The sequence below is a fragment of the Microbulbifer rhizosphaerae genome, from assembly GCF_014191725.1.
Classification (GTDB): Bacteria; Pseudomonadota; Gammaproteobacteria; order Pseudomonadales; family Cellvibrionaceae; genus Microbulbifer; species Microbulbifer rhizosphaerae.
The window spans coordinates 152,349-168,790 of the sequence record NZ_JACHWZ010000013.1 but is presented as its reverse complement, the minus strand read 5'-3'; the positions used below and the strand labels follow the sequence as shown (position 1 = coordinate 168,790).

The following is a 16,442-nucleotide window of genomic DNA, read 5'->3' as shown; positions in this document are numbered from 1 at the left end:
GAGATCCAGGACCTTATCTGAAAGACACGTTTGAGACTGCAAATCTCGGTATTTTTGCAGGATAACGTGCTTTTTTTATGCAACTACAGGGTTAAGTATTTTCCATGAATCAGCAGTAAAAGTATCCTTAAAGGATATTTGCTTTGCCTCGATTTCGGGAAATTCTTCCATCACAGATTCGTAGGTAACTTCTCGAAAAATTCTGTATTTTTCTTCTGTGGGAATGTGATCATTTCTCCAACTATACATTGATTCCTCCGTTATTTTGCGAGTTGACACCGCGCTTTGCGGCTGTTGCGCAGCGGAAAATCAGTCTGACAACAGCGTCTTGTTATGCAAGCTGGATTATGCATAATTTAGCCAAAACTACATTGCTACTTTATCTGATACTGCAGTAAATGAAAGTTCACCTTTTTGCATATCATTTCTTATTTGTAAAATATCACTTGAAGTCGGAAGGCCGGTTACTATCAATTTGCATTTAATTTCTAACCTGCCTAAAAGCCGATTAATTTCTTCAATTATATGCTCGCGCAAAAGTGCCTGTGCATACTTGAAATTGAGCATCCGATGAAATGAGTAGAATTCAGTACATTTATCCTGACTCCAATCTCTTCTGTTCCATCCCCAAGCTCTAGTAACACTGTTGAAATATATTTCACTACTTCTTACATATTTGAAGAAATCAAAACCTTTTGCCGCTATTCCACGCTCTAGATCTCGTCTATAGAAACTGGGGCCCAGGTGATTGTACTTTCGCAATTTTTCTAAGATATTTTTATAGCCCCGCACACCTCCAAGCTCATGTGGGATTTCTACTTTCCATACTTTTTCCTTGCCAATAAGCGAAAATTTCCGCTTCCACAAATCCCTGTCTCCCGGTGGAATTATTTGCAGGTACCAATTAAATAACTTAAAGAGATTCTTGGATGTAAATCCATTAATATATATCCGCTCTTCGTATTTTATAATTTCAAAGGCCGCTTGGCCTTCCCAGGCTAGGTATCTGGCAATATTGTCTACAGCATCGCACACCATGCCAGCAGTATCATATCTATCAAATTCAGCTAGTTCGCCAACTATTTCTTTTGCCATTTCACAATCTGATGCTTCGCCCTGAAATTCAACAGAGAACTCTTTTTGCTTATATGTTCTTGCACCTATTGGCATAATTGCCAAATGAATATCTTCAGTGAACATATGGACATCAGGATCAATATCCGACCCTTTTGATAGGCTCGGAAAGCGTGTAGCCAAAGAAGGTTTAATATTTAGCTGTGCCCGATGCCCTCTCACTCTAAATCTTCCTCGTCTTCTGCTTTTGCTGTCTTCCTTTCTTCTCTATCCAAAGAATCTTGCAAATCCCGGCGTTTCTGTCCGAAATCTAGCTGATCCGCTCCTTGTTTTGTTCGTAGGTAGAAAGTAATAAATATATCTATACCATCGTGAAAACTACCATGTGGCTCTCGTGCAAAAACCCGAATCAAAGCGCTTTCATGGTCTATTTCTGTCTGATATCCAATGAAATGCGTTGACAAGACTTCGTTGCGAGAAACATCCGCCAATCTATGGCTGATACGCATTTTCCAATTTGTACGCAATACGCCTCTATGAGGTAATTCGAAAGCCCCTTTTGTAAAAGCGATAGAACCAGCCAATAATGGCAAAGGTGACTCTTCTCCTCTTTCCGCAAAGTATTTATTCCAAGAATCAACTACTATTTGCCATATTTGGTCATCGTTGTGATAATCCGACATTATTTTCGCATAACCAGAAAGCTCCATTAAATCTAGTAACGGTGCTGCGGCGATTTTGAATTCCTGCTGTGCTCGCCAATCCATTGACGCTGACTTCGGACGCAAACTATCGAAGCGCATAATGCATCCATACAAATACATCGTGAATACATTGTTTAATAAATCTTTGTCATTATTTAGCAGCGCTTCAAACGAGACTTCGCCAGAAGTATGCAAAAACTGGCCAGCATAATCTGGAAAACCTTCAGGCCTCGTTAAAAACGCTAGCATTAAATTCTGGGCTGACATCAACCTTAACAACTCTGATTGTCTTTCCTTGCTATCCTTTTCTAGTTTTTCGGGTTCAAAATCAGACCAAGGCAATCCTTCTATCTTCTTTTCATCGCTTAAGTTCGACCATTTGTATGGCCATATTTCCATTTGGTCCTCTACTTTGTGCCAGAATTCCCATTCTCTACTCATCACAGCACCGACTAACCACGGATGTTTTGCGCCTGTGGTTTTAGAAATCCACAATTTATATAGACTTGTGCCTTGGTTTATCAGTGTCCTGGTGTTCTCAACAAAGATATCTGTTTCAATTTGTAGTAAAAGTTCTTTCTGATACCAGATTGGCGTTATTTTTCTACCTTCTGTTGAAACTTCAAAGTCTAATCTTGTCTTAAACCACTCGAGCCTTGGTAAACAGTAGGAAGGAAAATTATGCTTGTAGATATCCGTATCATTTCTCCATATCATCTTTGATAGCGACTTTTCTACCACTCTTGAATCTAATGCCTCGATATGCTCTCTACACGCTAATGCGATTGTTATTGGCATTGATGCGAATCGCTCTATTATTGCGAGCTTTTCAAGAACCTCATTGGACACTATTTCGTTTTCTGATACAGGGGAGATTATATGCAAAACAGATTCCCCAAGTTCCCCAATAATTTCAAAAGCTCGACTAGTTTTACCGCTTCTAGCCAATAACTTTAAATAAGCATCAATATAACTTGCTAATTCTAATACTTCGTTATATCGCTCCCCTTTTAAATTGATTTCCAAACATTGCTTAATAATCCCTAAAACTCTAGCCTCAACCCATTCTTTATCGTTCGTTATATCTGGTTGCAGGGTTGTGCCAGTTTGATGGGCTATGGATACCCTTGAATCATCAGTACGATACCAATCTCTATGGATATATTTTTGTTCATACCATTGACTATTTGATGGTATCTGATTTTTCGACTTTTCATAAAACAAGAGAAATTTGATTAGATTTTCACTAAGGGCAATGAAAGGAGCGCCATGTAGATGGACTTCGTTTTTTGTTATATCCGCTAAAGTTTCCAGCGTATCCAGGCTGGATGAGGCCAATTTATTTGCATGCCGTTGAAAAGCAGCGTCATTCCATCGATGACTTCCAGCCATTACCATTTTTATGAATCGACTTAACTGGCCAAACAAATGTTGACTAAGTGCGGTGGGATCAAATAAATAGAATACTCGTTGGCCTAATTTAACGAAAGCGATTATCCCAACTCCTGCCGCTAGCAACATTACAGGTATTGCAAGCTGGATTCGCTCGAAACCTAGAACACGGAAAGATACTAATGATATACCTAGATAAGTCACAAAGGACAAGAAGTGCATATATACATTCCCAACTCGCTCTTGCGCGAGAAGGTCACGAATATTATTTGGAACTTTTGCATAAATGGAACCAGCAATCGTGCTGATTGCAGCATAATACAAACCGATAAACACGCCACCAATTCCACTGATGGTTACCAGGAAAGTCACATAATCACTATCATTCGGTATTTTGAAAAACGTAAATTTGTAAAACCCTATAACCACTGGATTTAACACTTGGAGAAATATGGCGAAAATTAACGCCAGCACTAATTGCACCTGCGTTATCTGAAATAAATTGCGCAATCCAATTAAACTATCTTTTTTATCTCCTACAAAGTATCGAGAACGAAATTTTTGTGCTCCAATCCAGAATATAAACTTCTGGCTGAGCATTTGAAGCCGCCAAAAGAAACGATATTGAGAAAAAAACATTAAAATTGCATTCTTCAAGGTCGTACACTCATTTTATGTGAGCAAGGGGTACCTGCTCTATCACGCATAACGTTGCCAACTGCGACAGCCGGAGCGGCTTTTGCGCGAAGCGCTTTGCGTAGGCTGTCCGTCAGCTTGGCTTGGTTATGCCCGCCTCCGCCCTTGGTTGTAAACTAGCACTCCAAGACCAACTATGCTCAAGGATAGAATTAGTGATTCAACCAGACCCAAGAGAAAAGCGACGGACCCAAAATCATTGAATACTGCTAAATATACAAGAAAGCCCGCGTGAAAGCATATTGAAAATCCCCAAGAGATTGAGCGCCTAATTACATCCTTTCCAGGCAAAGTAACCAACAGTACAACGGATAGAATGTAAAGCGTTGAAATGACAAATGCCTTTATCATGAAAGGGCTTTTGACCACATCAAAATCTCTGGAAGCTATTGATGCAATACCAAATAGGAGCACTATCAATAAGCCCGCCGCCAAATACGACCCACCTACTATTCGTGTTGCAATTTTGGAAATTTTCTCTTCCATATTTTACCGGGCATAACAGCTGCTTTATATCTATGTACTCACTATCCAGTTAAGTACTATGGTGCTATCTATAAAATTTTTGTTAAAAATCAATTGCTTAAAATCCATTCAGGTCTGCCAGTCCAGAAATAGATAGCAGTTGCGCTATATCTCCCCTACGACTACGGCTATTGATCATATCGGCATCCCCATATAAATCAAACACTTGCGTAATCTTTCAGGTAGATAGAAGCAAGCGCTGCTGATCTTGGTAGAATTTTGCGCCAACACAAAAACAAGCCCCGCACTGAGGCGGGATTCCCCGGCGGCTGGCAGAGGTTCGGTTCGACAGCCACTTGTTTATCTGATCAGCCTTGATTTTCGATCGGCACCAGTAGGTTGGTGTCTGGGGTGAGCACCCGCTACTTTGCCATTTCGGTATCGTTCTCTATCCCGCTATCAGAGCTGGTCCCCGGATCAAGTCCGGGGTGACGAGGCGTGGGTTAATCGGCTTTGGCTTCGCCGGGCTGCCCCGCCATCGCCATACACCACTCACTCTGCTGCTTGCGGTTTTTAAGGACCCGCCCCAGTGCCGGCATTAGCTCCGGATTCTGCTCCAGTATCTGGCTGTACTGATCTATCCCGGACTGACTGCACGCAACCGGAAACAGCATCGCATAGGCTTTGTTGTACAGCGTATCCGCGGTGCCGCTCACCTGCGGCACGGCGCCGAGCAGCCGTATGCTGGTATCGCGGTAAAGATTCAGTTGCTCCGCAGGGAAGAGTGCGCCAGCGGCGGCTTTGATCTGGCTGAGTTTGTACTGGTCGCGCTTGTTCAGGATATTGTCCAGCCATTCATTCTTTATTTGGATGCTGGGTCTGATAGCACGGGCGCTGATGGCGTAGTTCTGGGCGCGGTCGGTGTTATCCTTTTTCAATTCTTCCGCAACCAGCTTTTCGTAGTCGCCTTGCAGGTGGCGGTTCAGCAGCACGATCAGTTGCCAGCGCTTGTCCTGGTCGATGGGCAGGCCGTCGATTTCCAGTTCGCCGGTCAACAGCTGTGTGGCGTTATCCAGCACTTCATCGGTGTGGGCGATTTCGGTGAAGGTTGCGAACCAGGTTTTCTGCGCGTCGCTGCCGGCGGGGGAGGTGTTGAGTTGGGTCCAGGTGAAGTTTTCGATCGACTGCAGTTGTTCCGTACGCAGCTCTTGGGGCATATCGATGCGGTACAGGTAGGCGGTTGCCTTTTCCAAGTGGTTGCTGATCAGGCGGATGACGTTGATATTGCTCTCGGCGCTGGCGTTGTTCAGGGCGAAGTCGATCCATTCGGTCAGCGGCATCCTGGCGTCGGTGACGCTGTCGAACAGGCTTTGCCACAGCATCAGGCGGGTGAAGGAGCTTTCGATGGCGTTGATATGCCGGGATACCTGGGCGACGGATTTGTCGTCCAGGCTGGTTTTTACATAGGCCCAGTCTTCGTCGTTGAGGTTGAGTATCTGCGGGCAGGGCAGGCCCTGGGCTGCTTTCACTTCCGTGGTGGCGCCGCTGTAGGTGACCGGTACTGCTGCCACGCGGGTCATGATGTCGTCCTGCAGGCGGTAGATGCCCAGCTGGATTTTCTGTTCGCGGAGTACCGGGCGCTGTTTGGTTATTAGGTCCGGTGCCGTTTGCGCAATGGTCAGCTGGGTGATCTTGTCGTCGGTGCACTGGTAGCTGGAGGAGATTGTGTTGACCCCGGCCTGGTAGAGCCAGTCCTGGGTCCACTGGTGCAGGTCTTTGTTGGCGGCCTTGCCGAGGTGGCCCATAAAGTCCCGCAGTTCGGCATTGCGGTAGCCGTATTTTTTCAGGTAGTTGTGCACGCCTTCGCGGAAGGTGTCTTTGCCCAGGTAATAGGGCAGTTGTTTGAGCGCCGAGCCGCCCTTGCCGTAGGTGATGCCGTCGAAGTTGGAGAAGGCCTGGTCGGTGTCCGGTACGGAAACTTCGATGGGGTGGGTGGTAACCAGTTGGTCGGCGCCGTAGGCCCATTGCTTGGTGCCCAGGTAGAAGTTTTCCCACACATCGTCGAATTCGCTGTTCTCCGCCAGCGCGAGGCTGGCCATATAGGTGGCGAAGCTCTCCTTGAGCCAGAGGCCGTTCCACCACTGCATGGTGACCAGGTCGCCGAACCACATATGGGACATCTCGTGGGCGATCACATTGGCCAGGCGCAGGCGTTCGGCCTGGGTCTTTTCGCCGCGGGAGACGTAGGCCTCGTTGAAGGTGACCGCGGCGACGTTTTCCATGGCGCCGATGGTGAAGTCCGGCACGATCACCTGGTCGTATTTGACGAAGGGATAGTCGATGCCGAAGTAGTCCTGGAAGAAGGCGAAGGACTGTTTGGTAAAGGTGAACCAGTCCTGGGGGTTGACGTTTTCCGCCAGGGTTTTGCGGGCCATCAGCCGCAGGGGGATGCCGTCGGCATCGTCTTCCCAGATTACGTAGGGGCCGGCGTGCAGGGGAAAGATATAGGAGGAGAACTTGCTGGTGGTGGGGAAGCGCCAGTGTTTGTGGCCGTTCTCCAATTGCTGCACCTTGTTTTCCCGCGTGGCGGAGACCAGGGTCCAGTCCCCCGGCGCCTCCACGTCCAGGGTGTAGCGGGCCTTCAGGTCGGGCTGGTCGAAATGGGGGAAGAAGCGGTTGGCCTTGTAGGGTTCGAAGTGAGTGTAGAGGTAGACGCTGCCATCCTCCGGGTCTTCGAAGCGGTGAAGGCCGGAGCCGTCGGTGGAGTATGGGTGGGTGTATTCGATGGCGATGCTGTTCTGGCCCTGCTGCAGCTGCTCCGGGGCGATGCTGATGAAATAGCCGTTGTACTCGAACGGGATTTCCCTGCCGCCCACGCTGACCGACTGCACCTCGCCACCGCTGAAGTCCACGGTGAGTGGCCGCTGCAGCGGCCGGGCGATTTCGGTTTCGGCGATGACGCGGCCGGAGAAGGATTTGGATTCGCTGTCCAGCTTGACCGAGATGCCGTAGTCCACATTGGCGATCTGCTGCTTGCGCAGCGCCGCGTATTTGGCGGTGAGGCTGGGGGCGTCGGGGCGCTCTATTTTTGGTGTGGTTTCCGGTGCGGCCGCGGGGGAGGTGGCGGAAGCCTTTGCGGTGTCCCGGGTTTCCTCACCACAGCCCGCCAACAGGGCGAGGCTGAGTAAAGGCAATAGGATTCTTTTCATGATTCTTCTAATGGTACGCATGGGCGCTCCGGCATTCTTATGGCGTCGAGTTGGTAGGGTTGCGATTGCCTCGCCTGCCGATTTCTCTTCTGGCATTTCGTAGATACGAACGTAACTCAAGTTTCGGACTTCGCGGAACCAGCCTTAGTGCTATTGAGTCATGGGACCGCACCCTGTGGGAGCCAGCCCTGCTGGCGAATAATGGCGTTGCCATGTAGCACCGTCTTTTCGCCTGCAGGGCAGGCTCCCACAGGGAGTGAGCAGTTGCGTTATAGTAACGCTCCTCCCTATGTGCAGTGCAAGGATCTTCATTATGTTGCCCATCACCGTCTGGGGCCTGGCCCTCGGCACCGCTCTGTTGGTCACCGGCAATATCCTGCTGGTATCGGTAACCGCGCTGATTGGCCAGCAACTGGCCCCCTCTTCCACTTACGCCACCCTGCCGGTTGCCCTGCAGTTTCTCGGCGTGATGGCGGCCACGCTGCCGGCGGCGCATCTGATGCGCTGGCTGGGGCGCAAGGTGGGCTTCCTGCTGGGGAATGTGATCGGGGTGGGCGGCGCGGTGCTGGCCTATCTGGCATTGGCGGCGGAACATTTCCCGTTATTTTGCGTGGGCACTTTTCTGCTCGGGGTTTCCATCGGCGTCAGCCAGCAATACCGATTTGCCGCCATTGAAGCCTGTGTGCCGGCGGCGCGGCCGCGGGCCATCAGTCTGGTTATGGCGGGTGGCGTGGTGGCGGCCGTGCTGGGGCCGTACCTGGCGGTATGGTCCGGGCAGTTTGCCCCCGAGCGGGAATTTCTCGGGGCTTTCGCCGTGCTGATTGGCCTGTACCTGTTCACGCTGGTGCTAATCTCCTGCCTGCCCCTGCCGAAGCCGGGTAGCGCGGAGCAACAGGGGCCTGCGCGTTCCTACCGGGCGCTGTTGCGCCAGCCGGTGCTGTTTACCGCCATAGTGGCGGGCTCCATTGGCTACGGGGTGATGGTGCTGGTGATGACGGCCACGCCCATTGCCATGCACGGGCACCACCACTCTTTCGGTGATACCGCCAGCGTGATCCAGTGGCATGTGCTGGGCATGTTCCTGCCATCGTTTTTTACCGGGCGCCTGATTGGCCGCTTCGGTGAGACTCGCATCATCCAGTGCGGTTGTGTGCTGCTGGCGCTCTGCTGCCTGGTGGCGCAGTGGGGTTCCGCTTACTGGTACTACTGGCTTTCCCTGGTGACGCTGGGGGTGGGCTGGAATTTCACCTTTATCGGCGCCACCTCGCTGCTCACGCTCAGTTACCACCCGGCGGAGAAGGCCAAGGTGCAGGGCATCAACGATTTTCTGGTGTTCGGCTGCGCCGCCTTCGGCAGCCTGCTGGCGGGACAGCTGCAGTCGTGGCTGGGCTGGGAGGCGCTCAATTTGTGGATGCTGCCGGCCATCGGTGTGGCCATGCTGCTGGTGTGGTACGCGAATCCGCGTTCTCAACCGGAAGTGGAGGCCGGTGTCGCCTGATGCTAGGAGTCAAGGGGCTGCAACCTGTGGGAGCCAGCTTGTGACCGCCATGGATGGCGGAAATGCAGATTTTGCAGGAGCAAAAATCGGCTTGGCGAATAACGGCGTTGCCGTTTAGCACCCTTTTTCGCCTGCAGGGCAGGCTCCCACAGCGGGTAACGCCGAAACTTGATTAGGGCCCTTTTATTAACCCGGCAATCCATGCTGCCGGGTTATTGAGGCGCGGATCAGTTCCCCGTCAGCAATTCGCTCATGGCCACGCAGCGCTGGTTTTCAAAACGGCGGTTCTTCATACCCTTCTCCAGCAGCGGGTTCAGGTCTTTCTTCTCGTCCAATATCTTGCTCACCTGCTCTATGCCCTTCTCGCTGCAACTCAGCGGGAAGAGGGCCTTGAAGGTACCGATATATTCCGGGCTATTGGTGGCATTGGCGGCGTCTATGGCGCCGACGATGCGCTCCAGGTTGGCCTGGAACAACTCGGACTGCTCACTGGGGAACATGGTGTAGGCGGCGGCCTTGAGCTGGCTCAGTTTGAAGTCATCGCGGTGGTCGATGACGTTGTCCAGCCACTTGGCCTTGGCTTCCGGCTGCGGGCGCACGGCTTCGGCGGAAATCGCGAAGTTGCGCGCGCGGTCGGAGCTGTCCTTTTCCAGCTCGCGCTCTATGGCCTTCTGGTAGTCGCCGTACAGGTGTTGGTTCTGCAGCACCACCAGGCTCCAGCGCATGTCCGGGTCCAGGGTCAGGCCTTCGATGGCCAGCTCGCCATTCAGCAGCTTCCCGGCATTGGCCAGAGCCCCGTCGCTGTGCGCGGCTTCGGTGAAGGCGCTGAACCAGGTTTTCTGCGCGTCGCTGCCGGCCTTCGCCTGTTGCAGCTGTTGCCAGATGAAACTCTCGATCGCGAGTTGCAGTTCAGTGCGCTTGGCGTCGTCGATGGCGACCTGGTTCAGGTAGGCGTAGGCCGTGGTCAGGTGGCCGGAGACCAGGCGCACCACGTTGATGTCGGTCTCGGGGCCGGCGTTGTCGAGCGCGAACTGCACATACTGGTCCAGCGGCAGCTTGGCGTCGTAGACGCTGTCGTAGAGGCTCTGCCACAGCATCAGGCGGGTGAAGGCGCTGTCGATATCGTTGATATGCTGCGATGCCTGCTCCACGGATACCGGGTCCAGATTCACTTTCACGAAAGCCCAGTCGCCCTCGTTCGGGTAGAGGATCTGCGGGCATTCCATATCTTTGGCCCCCGTCACCTCGGTGACCTCGCCGCGATAGAGCACCGGCAGGGTGGCGGTGCGCACCATGGCGCCGTCCTGCATTTGGTAGAAGCCCAACTGGGTGCGCTGTTCGCGCAGGGTGGGATATTCCATCGGTGCGGACTGTTTCAGGCTCAGGCTCGTGACCTTGCCGTCGCTGCACTGGAAGTCCGCGGTCAGGGTGTTCAGGCCCGGCTGGTAGAGCCACTGCTGCTGCCACCGGCCCAAGTCCTTGCCGGCGGCCTTACCCAGGTGGCCGATAAAGTCGTCCAGTTCGGCGTTTTTATACGAGAGTTCCTTCAGGTAGTTGCTCACCCCTTTGCGGAATTCCTCCTTGCCCAGATAGTAGGGCAATTGCTTGAGCACCGAGCCACCCTTGCCGTAGGTGATGCCGTCGAAATTGGCAAAGGCCTCGGCGGTATTGTTCACCGGCAGTTCGATGGCGTGGGTGGTTACCAGCTGGTCCGAGTGGTAGGCCCACTGCTTGGTGCCCAGGTAGAAGTTTTCCCAGGCGTCGTCGAACTCGCTGGCCTCGGCCAGGGCCAGGTTGGCCATATAGGTGGCGAAGCTTTCGTTCAGCCACAGGCCGTTCCACCAGTCCATGGTCACCAGGTCGCCGAACCACATATGCGCCATTTCATGGGCGATCACATTCGCCAGGCGCGAGCGCTGGGCCCGGGTTTTTTCGCCGCGGGAAACGAACCGCTCACTGAAAGTCACCGCGCCCACGTTTTCCATGGCGCCGGCGTTGAAGTCCGGCACGATCACCTGGTCGTATTTAACGAAGGGATAATCCACTTCGAAGTAATCCTGGAAAAAGGCGAAGGACTGTTTGGTGAAGGTGAACCAGTCCTGGGGTTTGACGTATTCCGCCAGGCTCTGGCGGGCCATCAGGCGCAGCGGGATACCGTCGGCGTCGTCCTCCCAGGTATGAAAGGGGCCGGCGTGCAGGGAGAAGATATAGGAGGAGAATTTCTTCGACTGCGGGAAATACCAGTGGTTGAAGCCATTTTCCAGTTGCTCGATTTTTTCCTCGCGCACCGAGGAAATCACCAGCCAGTCTTTCGGCGCCTTTACGTCCAGGGTGTAGTGGGCCTTCAGGTTGGGCTGATCGAAATGGGGGAACAGCCGGTTGGCGTCGTAGGGCTCGAAGTCGGTGTACATATACACCCGGCCGTCTTCCGGATCTTCGAAGCGGTGCAGGCCGGAGCCGTCGGTGGAATAGGGATGGCGGTAGTCCACCGCGATGGCATTTTTGCCCCCGTGCAAATGCTCCGGGGCGATGGTGATGAAGTGATCGTTGTACTCGAAGGGTACCGACTTGCCATCCACGGTCACCGCCTTGACGCTGCCGCCGGCGAAATCGATGGTCAGCGGTGCTTTGACCGGTTCCACCAATTCGGTTTCCGCGACCACCCGGCCACCGAAGCTCTCGCCGTTCTTGTCGATCTGTACCGACAGGCGGTAATCCACCGCGGCGATCTGCTGTTTGCGCTGCTTTGCGTAGGCTTCGCTGAGTCCCGGGCCCGCTTTCCTTTGCGTAGCCTGCGCCGTTGCGGTTTGCGCGCCGACTCCCTGGTCGATACCGCTTTGGGTCTGGCCGCAGGCGGCCAGCACCGCCGAGCACAGCAGCGCCGCGGCGAATTTTCCGGTTTTGGTCATGTTTACCCCGTGGTTCTATATAAGATAAGCCCGGATCTGCCGGGACGAATTGCTGGAAAAATAATCGGTTCTTATATCACGATCGTGGAGACATGGCGGGGCATTTTGTCGTACCCAGCGTGCAGGTTATCGCGGGCCAGTGGATGCTTTGGTTATGCACTACTGTGCGGGTTATATGACTGATAATTGCGCCATTTTTAGTTAAAAATGCGCCGACTGTTGGTGATTACTGCTAAGCTTGCGGAGCGCTTTCCAGCCTTCACCTTCTCACACAAGCATTCCCGAGGCAGACCATGTTGGACTACAAGCTCTACTATTGGGATTTACCGTTTCGAGGGAACTTTATCCAGCTCTTTCTGGAGGAGGTTGAAGCCAAATACGAAAAGCATGATGCCACGGATATCTATCCGGAACGGAGCCTGAAAATCAAGAATCCCGGAATGGCGTCGCCGTATCTTTACGAGTGCAAGAGCAAAACATACTTTGCTCAGATGCCTGCCATCCTGATGCACCTGGGAAGGGAGTATGACTATCTGCCCAAGAGAGCTGAAACCCACACACTGGCCCTGAAAACGATTCTGGATTGCAACGACGTCCTGATCGAAATCACCAATTACAATGGGTCGGTGATGTGGAATAAAAACACTTGGGATGAATTCCGCTACTCCCGGTTACCCGACTGGATGAAGATTTTTGAAAAGACCGGGCTGGAGCACGGTTTCAAAAGTGCCAAGGGATTTCTGCTCGGGTCCACTATCTCAGTGGCCGACATCGCCACCACCGCGCTGTTTGGCACCATGGTTTATTCCTTCCCGGAACTGAAGGACGACCTGCAGGAAAATGCTCCGCATATTGCAAAACTCTGCGAGAGAGTAGAGTCCCGTCCATCCATCAGACGTTTTCTTGACAGGCAAAGACAGGAAAATGGGAGGGGCTATTGCGGCGGACAGATTGAACAATCTTTGCGGAAGGTGATTGAGAAGTAAACTTAAATCGGGGTGCCGGGAATCCATGAAATAATTTCCGAGCATCCTTGTAGGAGCGGTCGTTGGCCGCGATCTGCGGTGCTACGAAGCAAGGTCGATCGCGGCCAACGGCCGCTCCTACTGGGAGGGGGGCAGTCATTGCGGTCGGGAGTAGCTTCTAAGCAAAAATTTGAAAAACAATCAGCGCAAAGCACAATAAAAATCCAATCGCCGGAACCCATATCGAAAAGCTGATCGCGCCCCAACCCATCTTTGCGCCACGCATCTTGATGGCTATCAGGGAGACGTTAATCAGAGAGAAAATCACCAGCATAATGAACGCGGTGATCTGTGCCAGAAGGACGAGCGGCAGCCACAGCGCGAAAAGCAGAATAATCGCTCCCGCCAACAGTGTGGAAACTACCGGGGTCTGGGTTTTGGCACTGACCCCGGTAAAAAACCATGGAGCCATTCCTTTCTTTGCAACACCGTACAACAGCCTGGATGCCATGATAATCTGCACCAGCGCACCGTTCACCACTGCAAACATACTGACAATGCCGATAAATGCGGGCGAGTGGCCGGCATTGGTAACAATGCTTGCCAGCGGCGCTTCGCTCTGTGCGAGCGCCTCCAGAGAGGTGGTGCGTACCGCGAGGGCTGCAACGGCCATATAGAATAATGTGGTTACGGAAATCGCGATCAATATTGCCCGCGGCAGGGTCTTGCTCGGGTTCTTTACCTCCTCGGCAAGATTGACCATATCCTCGAAGCCGATATACGCATAGAACGCCAGAAAGCTGCCAACCAGCAGGCCCGGCCAGGCGTCCCATTTGGGTGCATCGAAAATCTGCGGCCACTCATGGACCGCGGTGGCGCCGCGGCTGACATAGATGACAAACAGCAAGCCGCCGACTTCTATCAATGTGACCAGGGTAACCGTAACAGCAGACTCGTTGATCCCCCAGAGTGCGATCAGGGTAAGCAGCGAAACCAGAATGGTGATGACGAGATAGTCCGGGATCTGGATAAAGAGCCCGAGATAGCCGACGAAACCATTTGCCATCGTAGCCGCCGATACGATGCCGGTGGTCGCAACCAGGACGGCGACAAGCTGCACCAGCCAGCGCCGATGCCAGGCCTCGTGGATATAGGCGGCAGACCCGGCACTGTGGGGGAATCTCGAAGACAGCTCCGCATAGGAAAAGGCGGTAAATGCGGCAATGACGCCCGCGAGTAAAAACGCATAGGGCAGAAACAGCCCCGCGGCTGCCCCCACCTTGCCGACCAGCACGTAAATGCCGGCGCCAATAATCGTGCCGATGCCGTAGAGGCTGGTCACGGACAGGGAAAGCGATCGCTTAAGCGGAGTAGGATCGGGCACGCGAGTCTCCCAATGGATAGAATAACTGGGACGTGTCGAATTTTGATAGATTATTGCCGTAAACCGTGATCTTTTTTGGAAACCTATGTCGAATACCGCTGAACCCGCCGCCACCTCACCAGTGGCGGATCTGCCTGCCAGTACCACCTCGAGCCAGAGTGCGCGCCAGATGATAGCCGCACTCTGGCAGTTTGTGCGGCCCTACAAGAAGGTATTGGTGGGGGCGGTTGTGGCACTGGTGTTTACGGCCGGTATCACATTGTCCATCGGCCAGGGTGTCAGGTTACTTGTTGATGAGGGGCTGACAGGAGATTCCAGCCAGGCGCTGGCCCAAGCCGTACTGGTCCTTCTCGCCCTGGCAGGCCTGATGGCGATGGGAACCTACGTGCGCTTCTACCTGGTGTCATGGCTGGGCGAGCGGGTGGTGGCTGATCTGCGCAAGGCGGTGTTTGATCATATCGTTACCCTGCACCCGAGTTATTTTGAGACCAACCGCAGTGGCGAGATCATGTCCCGCCTGACCACCGACACCACGTTACTGCAACATATCATCGGTACATCTTTCTCGATGGCACTGCGCAGTGCGCTGATGTTTGTGGGTGCATTGGTCCTGTTGCTGTTCACCGACCTCAAACTGAGCCTGATCGTATTGGTGGGCGTGCCCTTGGTACTGCTGCCGATCGTGCTCTATGGCCGCAGGGTAAGAAAATTATCCAAGGCCAGCCAGGACTCCATTGCCGATGTGGGCAGTTACGCCGGTGAGATTATCCAGCACATAAAAACCGTGCAAAGCTACACCCGTGAAAGCTACGAAAAGCACGCATTTGCCGAGGAAGTGGAAACCGCATTTAAAATCGCCAAACGCCGTGTACGTCAGCGGGCACTATTGATAGCGGTGGTGATACTGCTGATGTTTGGGGCCGTAAGCGGTTTGCTGTGGGTGGGCGGCAACGACATGATCGCCGGGCGCATGAGTAGCGGCGACCTGGCGGCATTCGTCTTTTACGCCGTCATGATGGGTTCCGCCGTAGCGACCATTTCCGAAGTCTATGGCGAGTTGCAGCGCGCGACCGGTGCCACCGAGCGGCTCATGGACTTGTTGCAGGTGGAGTCGGAGATCCCGGTAAGCACGGGTGCTGCAAGCGCAGCCAGTGCCCTATCCTGCGCCCAAGTAGCCTTCGAGGCCGTCGATTTCAGTTATCCCTCCCGGCCCGATCAGCCCGCCGTACTCGGGTTAAGCCTGAATGTTGAAGGCGGCAGGAGTCTGGCGCTGGTCGGCCCCTCGGGCGCGGGCAAATCCACGCTACTGGAACTGCTGCAACGGTTTTACGACCCGCTGGGCGGGCGCATCACACTGGATGGCGTCGACATTCGCAAGATGGACACAGCGTCTCTGCGCAGGCAAATCGCGGTGGTGCCGCAACAGCCGGCACTGTTCACCGCGGATGTCTGCTACAACATCCGCTACGGCAAACCCGACGCGAGCGATGAGGAGGTGATCGCGGCGGCCAAGGCAGCCCATGCCCATGAGTTTATCCAGCAATTGCCCGATGGCTACAACAGCCACCTGGGGGAGCAGGGCACGCGCCTGTCCGGCGGGCAGAAACAGCGCCTGGCCATTGCCCGTGCGATTCTGAAAGATCCGAGGATATTGCTGCTGGACGAGGCCACCAGTGCGCTGGATGCCGAGAGCGAGTATCACGTGCAGCAGGCTCTGCAGGCGCTGATGCGGAACCGCACCACCATCATCATCGCCCACCGGCTGGCGACGATTCTGCACGCGGACAATATTGCGGTGCTGGATCAGGGGCAGCTGGTGGCAAAGGGTAGCCACCAGGAGCTTATAGAAGTCTCACCCCTCTACAAACGCCTGGCGGAACTGCAGTTCCAGGAAGCCGGTGCTTAAGGATTGCGAGGCGGGTGGCGCCGATAAAGATGGCCTCTGATTCGAGTGGCACTAAGTTAAGCCGGACACAGTGATTTTCGTAGGATGGGCAAAGCGCAGCGTGCCCATCAGTGCCGCGGAAGATGGGCATGTCGCTACGCTCCTTTGCCCATCCTCCAAGGCAGAACAGGCTTAACCTAATGCCATTCGTCCCTGACTCCAAGCAAGCGTGTAGCCGCTGGGCGCATGCAACTCAAAGCA

At 53.4% G+C, this 16,442-nt stretch carries 9 protein-coding genes; 3 read left to right on the top strand and 6 right to left on the bottom strand.

What is annotated here, in order from left to right:
- Window positions 1-75: 75 nt before the first annotated feature.
- The 4 genes from FHS09_RS14600 to pepN (FHS09_RS14585) all read right to left on the bottom strand — a co-directional run bounded on the left by FHS09_RS14600 (window position 76) and on the right by pepN (FHS09_RS14585) (window position 7,540).
- The gene (locus FHS09_RS14600; protein WP_183461170.1) at window positions 76-249 is read right to left on the bottom strand and encodes a hypothetical protein; all 174 of its coding nucleotides are present in this window, start codon (window positions 247-249) and stop codon (window positions 76-78) included.
- 117 nt (window positions 250-366) lie between these two features.
- Window positions 367-1,200, bottom strand: a complete 834-nt coding sequence (locus FHS09_RS14595) for a hypothetical protein (protein ID WP_221192012.1) — start codon at window positions 1,198-1,200, stop codon at window positions 367-369.
- A 92-nt stretch (window positions 1,201-1,292) separates the two neighbouring features.
- A complete protein-coding gene (locus FHS09_RS14590; RefSeq protein WP_183461166.1) occupies window positions 1,293-3,827 on the bottom strand; it encodes a hypothetical protein in 2,535 nt (844 codons plus the stop codon).
- 1,007 nt (window positions 3,828-4,834) lie between these two features.
- Window positions 4,835-7,540, bottom strand: a complete 2,706-nt coding sequence (pepN, locus tag FHS09_RS14585; protein ID WP_183461164.1) for an aminopeptidase N — start codon at window positions 7,538-7,540, stop codon at window positions 4,835-4,837.
- Between the two features lie 313 nt (window positions 7,541-7,853).
- On the opposite strand from pepN (FHS09_RS14585), the gene FHS09_RS14580 reads away from it, so the two are divergent.
- On the top strand, window positions 7,854-9,038 hold the full coding sequence (locus tag FHS09_RS14580; RefSeq protein ID WP_183461162.1) for an MFS transporter: 1,185 nt from the start codon (window positions 7,854-7,856) through the stop codon (window positions 9,036-9,038).
- 227 nt (window positions 9,039-9,265) lie between these two features.
- Here FHS09_RS14580 and pepN (FHS09_RS14575) read toward each other — a convergent pair whose 3' ends face one another.
- The gene (gene pepN, locus FHS09_RS14575) at window positions 9,266-11,947 is read right to left on the bottom strand and encodes an aminopeptidase N (protein ID WP_183461160.1); all 2,682 of its coding nucleotides are present in this window, start codon (window positions 11,945-11,947) and stop codon (window positions 9,266-9,268) included.
- 293 nt (window positions 11,948-12,240) lie between these two features.
- Here pepN (FHS09_RS14575) and FHS09_RS14570 point away from each other — a divergent pair, with 293 nt between their 5' ends.
- The gene (locus FHS09_RS14570; RefSeq protein WP_183461158.1) at window positions 12,241-12,933 is read left to right on the top strand and encodes a glutathione S-transferase; all 693 of its coding nucleotides are present in this window, start codon (window positions 12,241-12,243) and stop codon (window positions 12,931-12,933) included.
- 157 nt (window positions 12,934-13,090) lie between these two features.
- Here the strand turns inward: FHS09_RS14570 and FHS09_RS14565 are convergent, their stop codons facing one another.
- Window positions 13,091-14,296: an amino acid permease gene (locus tag FHS09_RS14565; RefSeq protein WP_221192011.1), complete on the bottom strand. Its 1,206-nt coding sequence runs from the start codon at window positions 14,294-14,296 to the stop codon at window positions 13,091-13,093.
- 85 nt (window positions 14,297-14,381) lie between these two features.
- Here FHS09_RS14565 and FHS09_RS14560 point away from each other — a divergent pair, with 85 nt between their 5' ends.
- Entirely contained in the window at window positions 14,382-16,202 is a 1,821-nt protein-coding gene (locus FHS09_RS14560; protein WP_183461156.1) for an ABC transporter transmembrane domain-containing protein, read from the top strand.
- Window positions 16,203-16,442: the final 240 nt, after the last annotated feature.

Excerpts from the sequence above, each read along its gene's own strand:
- FHS09_RS14560 (WP_183461156.1), top strand. The coding sequence starts at position 14,382 with ATGTCGAATACCGCTGAACCCGCCGCCACCTCACCAGTGGCGGATCTG.
- FHS09_RS14580 (WP_183461162.1), top strand. The coding sequence starts at position 7,854 with ATGTTGCCCATCACCGTCTGGGGCCTGGCCCTCGGCACCGCTCTGTTG.
- FHS09_RS14595 (WP_221192012.1), bottom strand. The coding sequence starts at position 1,200 with ATGTTCACTGAAGATATTCATTTGGCAATTATGCCAATAGGTGCAAGA.
- FHS09_RS14600 (WP_183461170.1), bottom strand. The coding sequence starts at position 249 with ATGTATAGTTGGAGAAATGATCACATTCCCACAGAAGAAAAATACAGA.
- pepN (WP_183461160.1), bottom strand. The coding sequence starts at position 11,947 with ATGACCAAAACCGGAAAATTCGCCGCGGCGCTGCTGTGCTCGGCGGTG.
- pepN (WP_183461164.1), bottom strand. The coding sequence starts at position 7,540 with ATGAAAAGAATCCTATTGCCTTTACTCAGCCTCGCCCTGTTGGCGGGC.
- FHS09_RS14570 (WP_183461158.1), top strand. The coding sequence starts at position 12,241 with ATGTTGGACTACAAGCTCTACTATTGGGATTTACCGTTTCGAGGGAAC.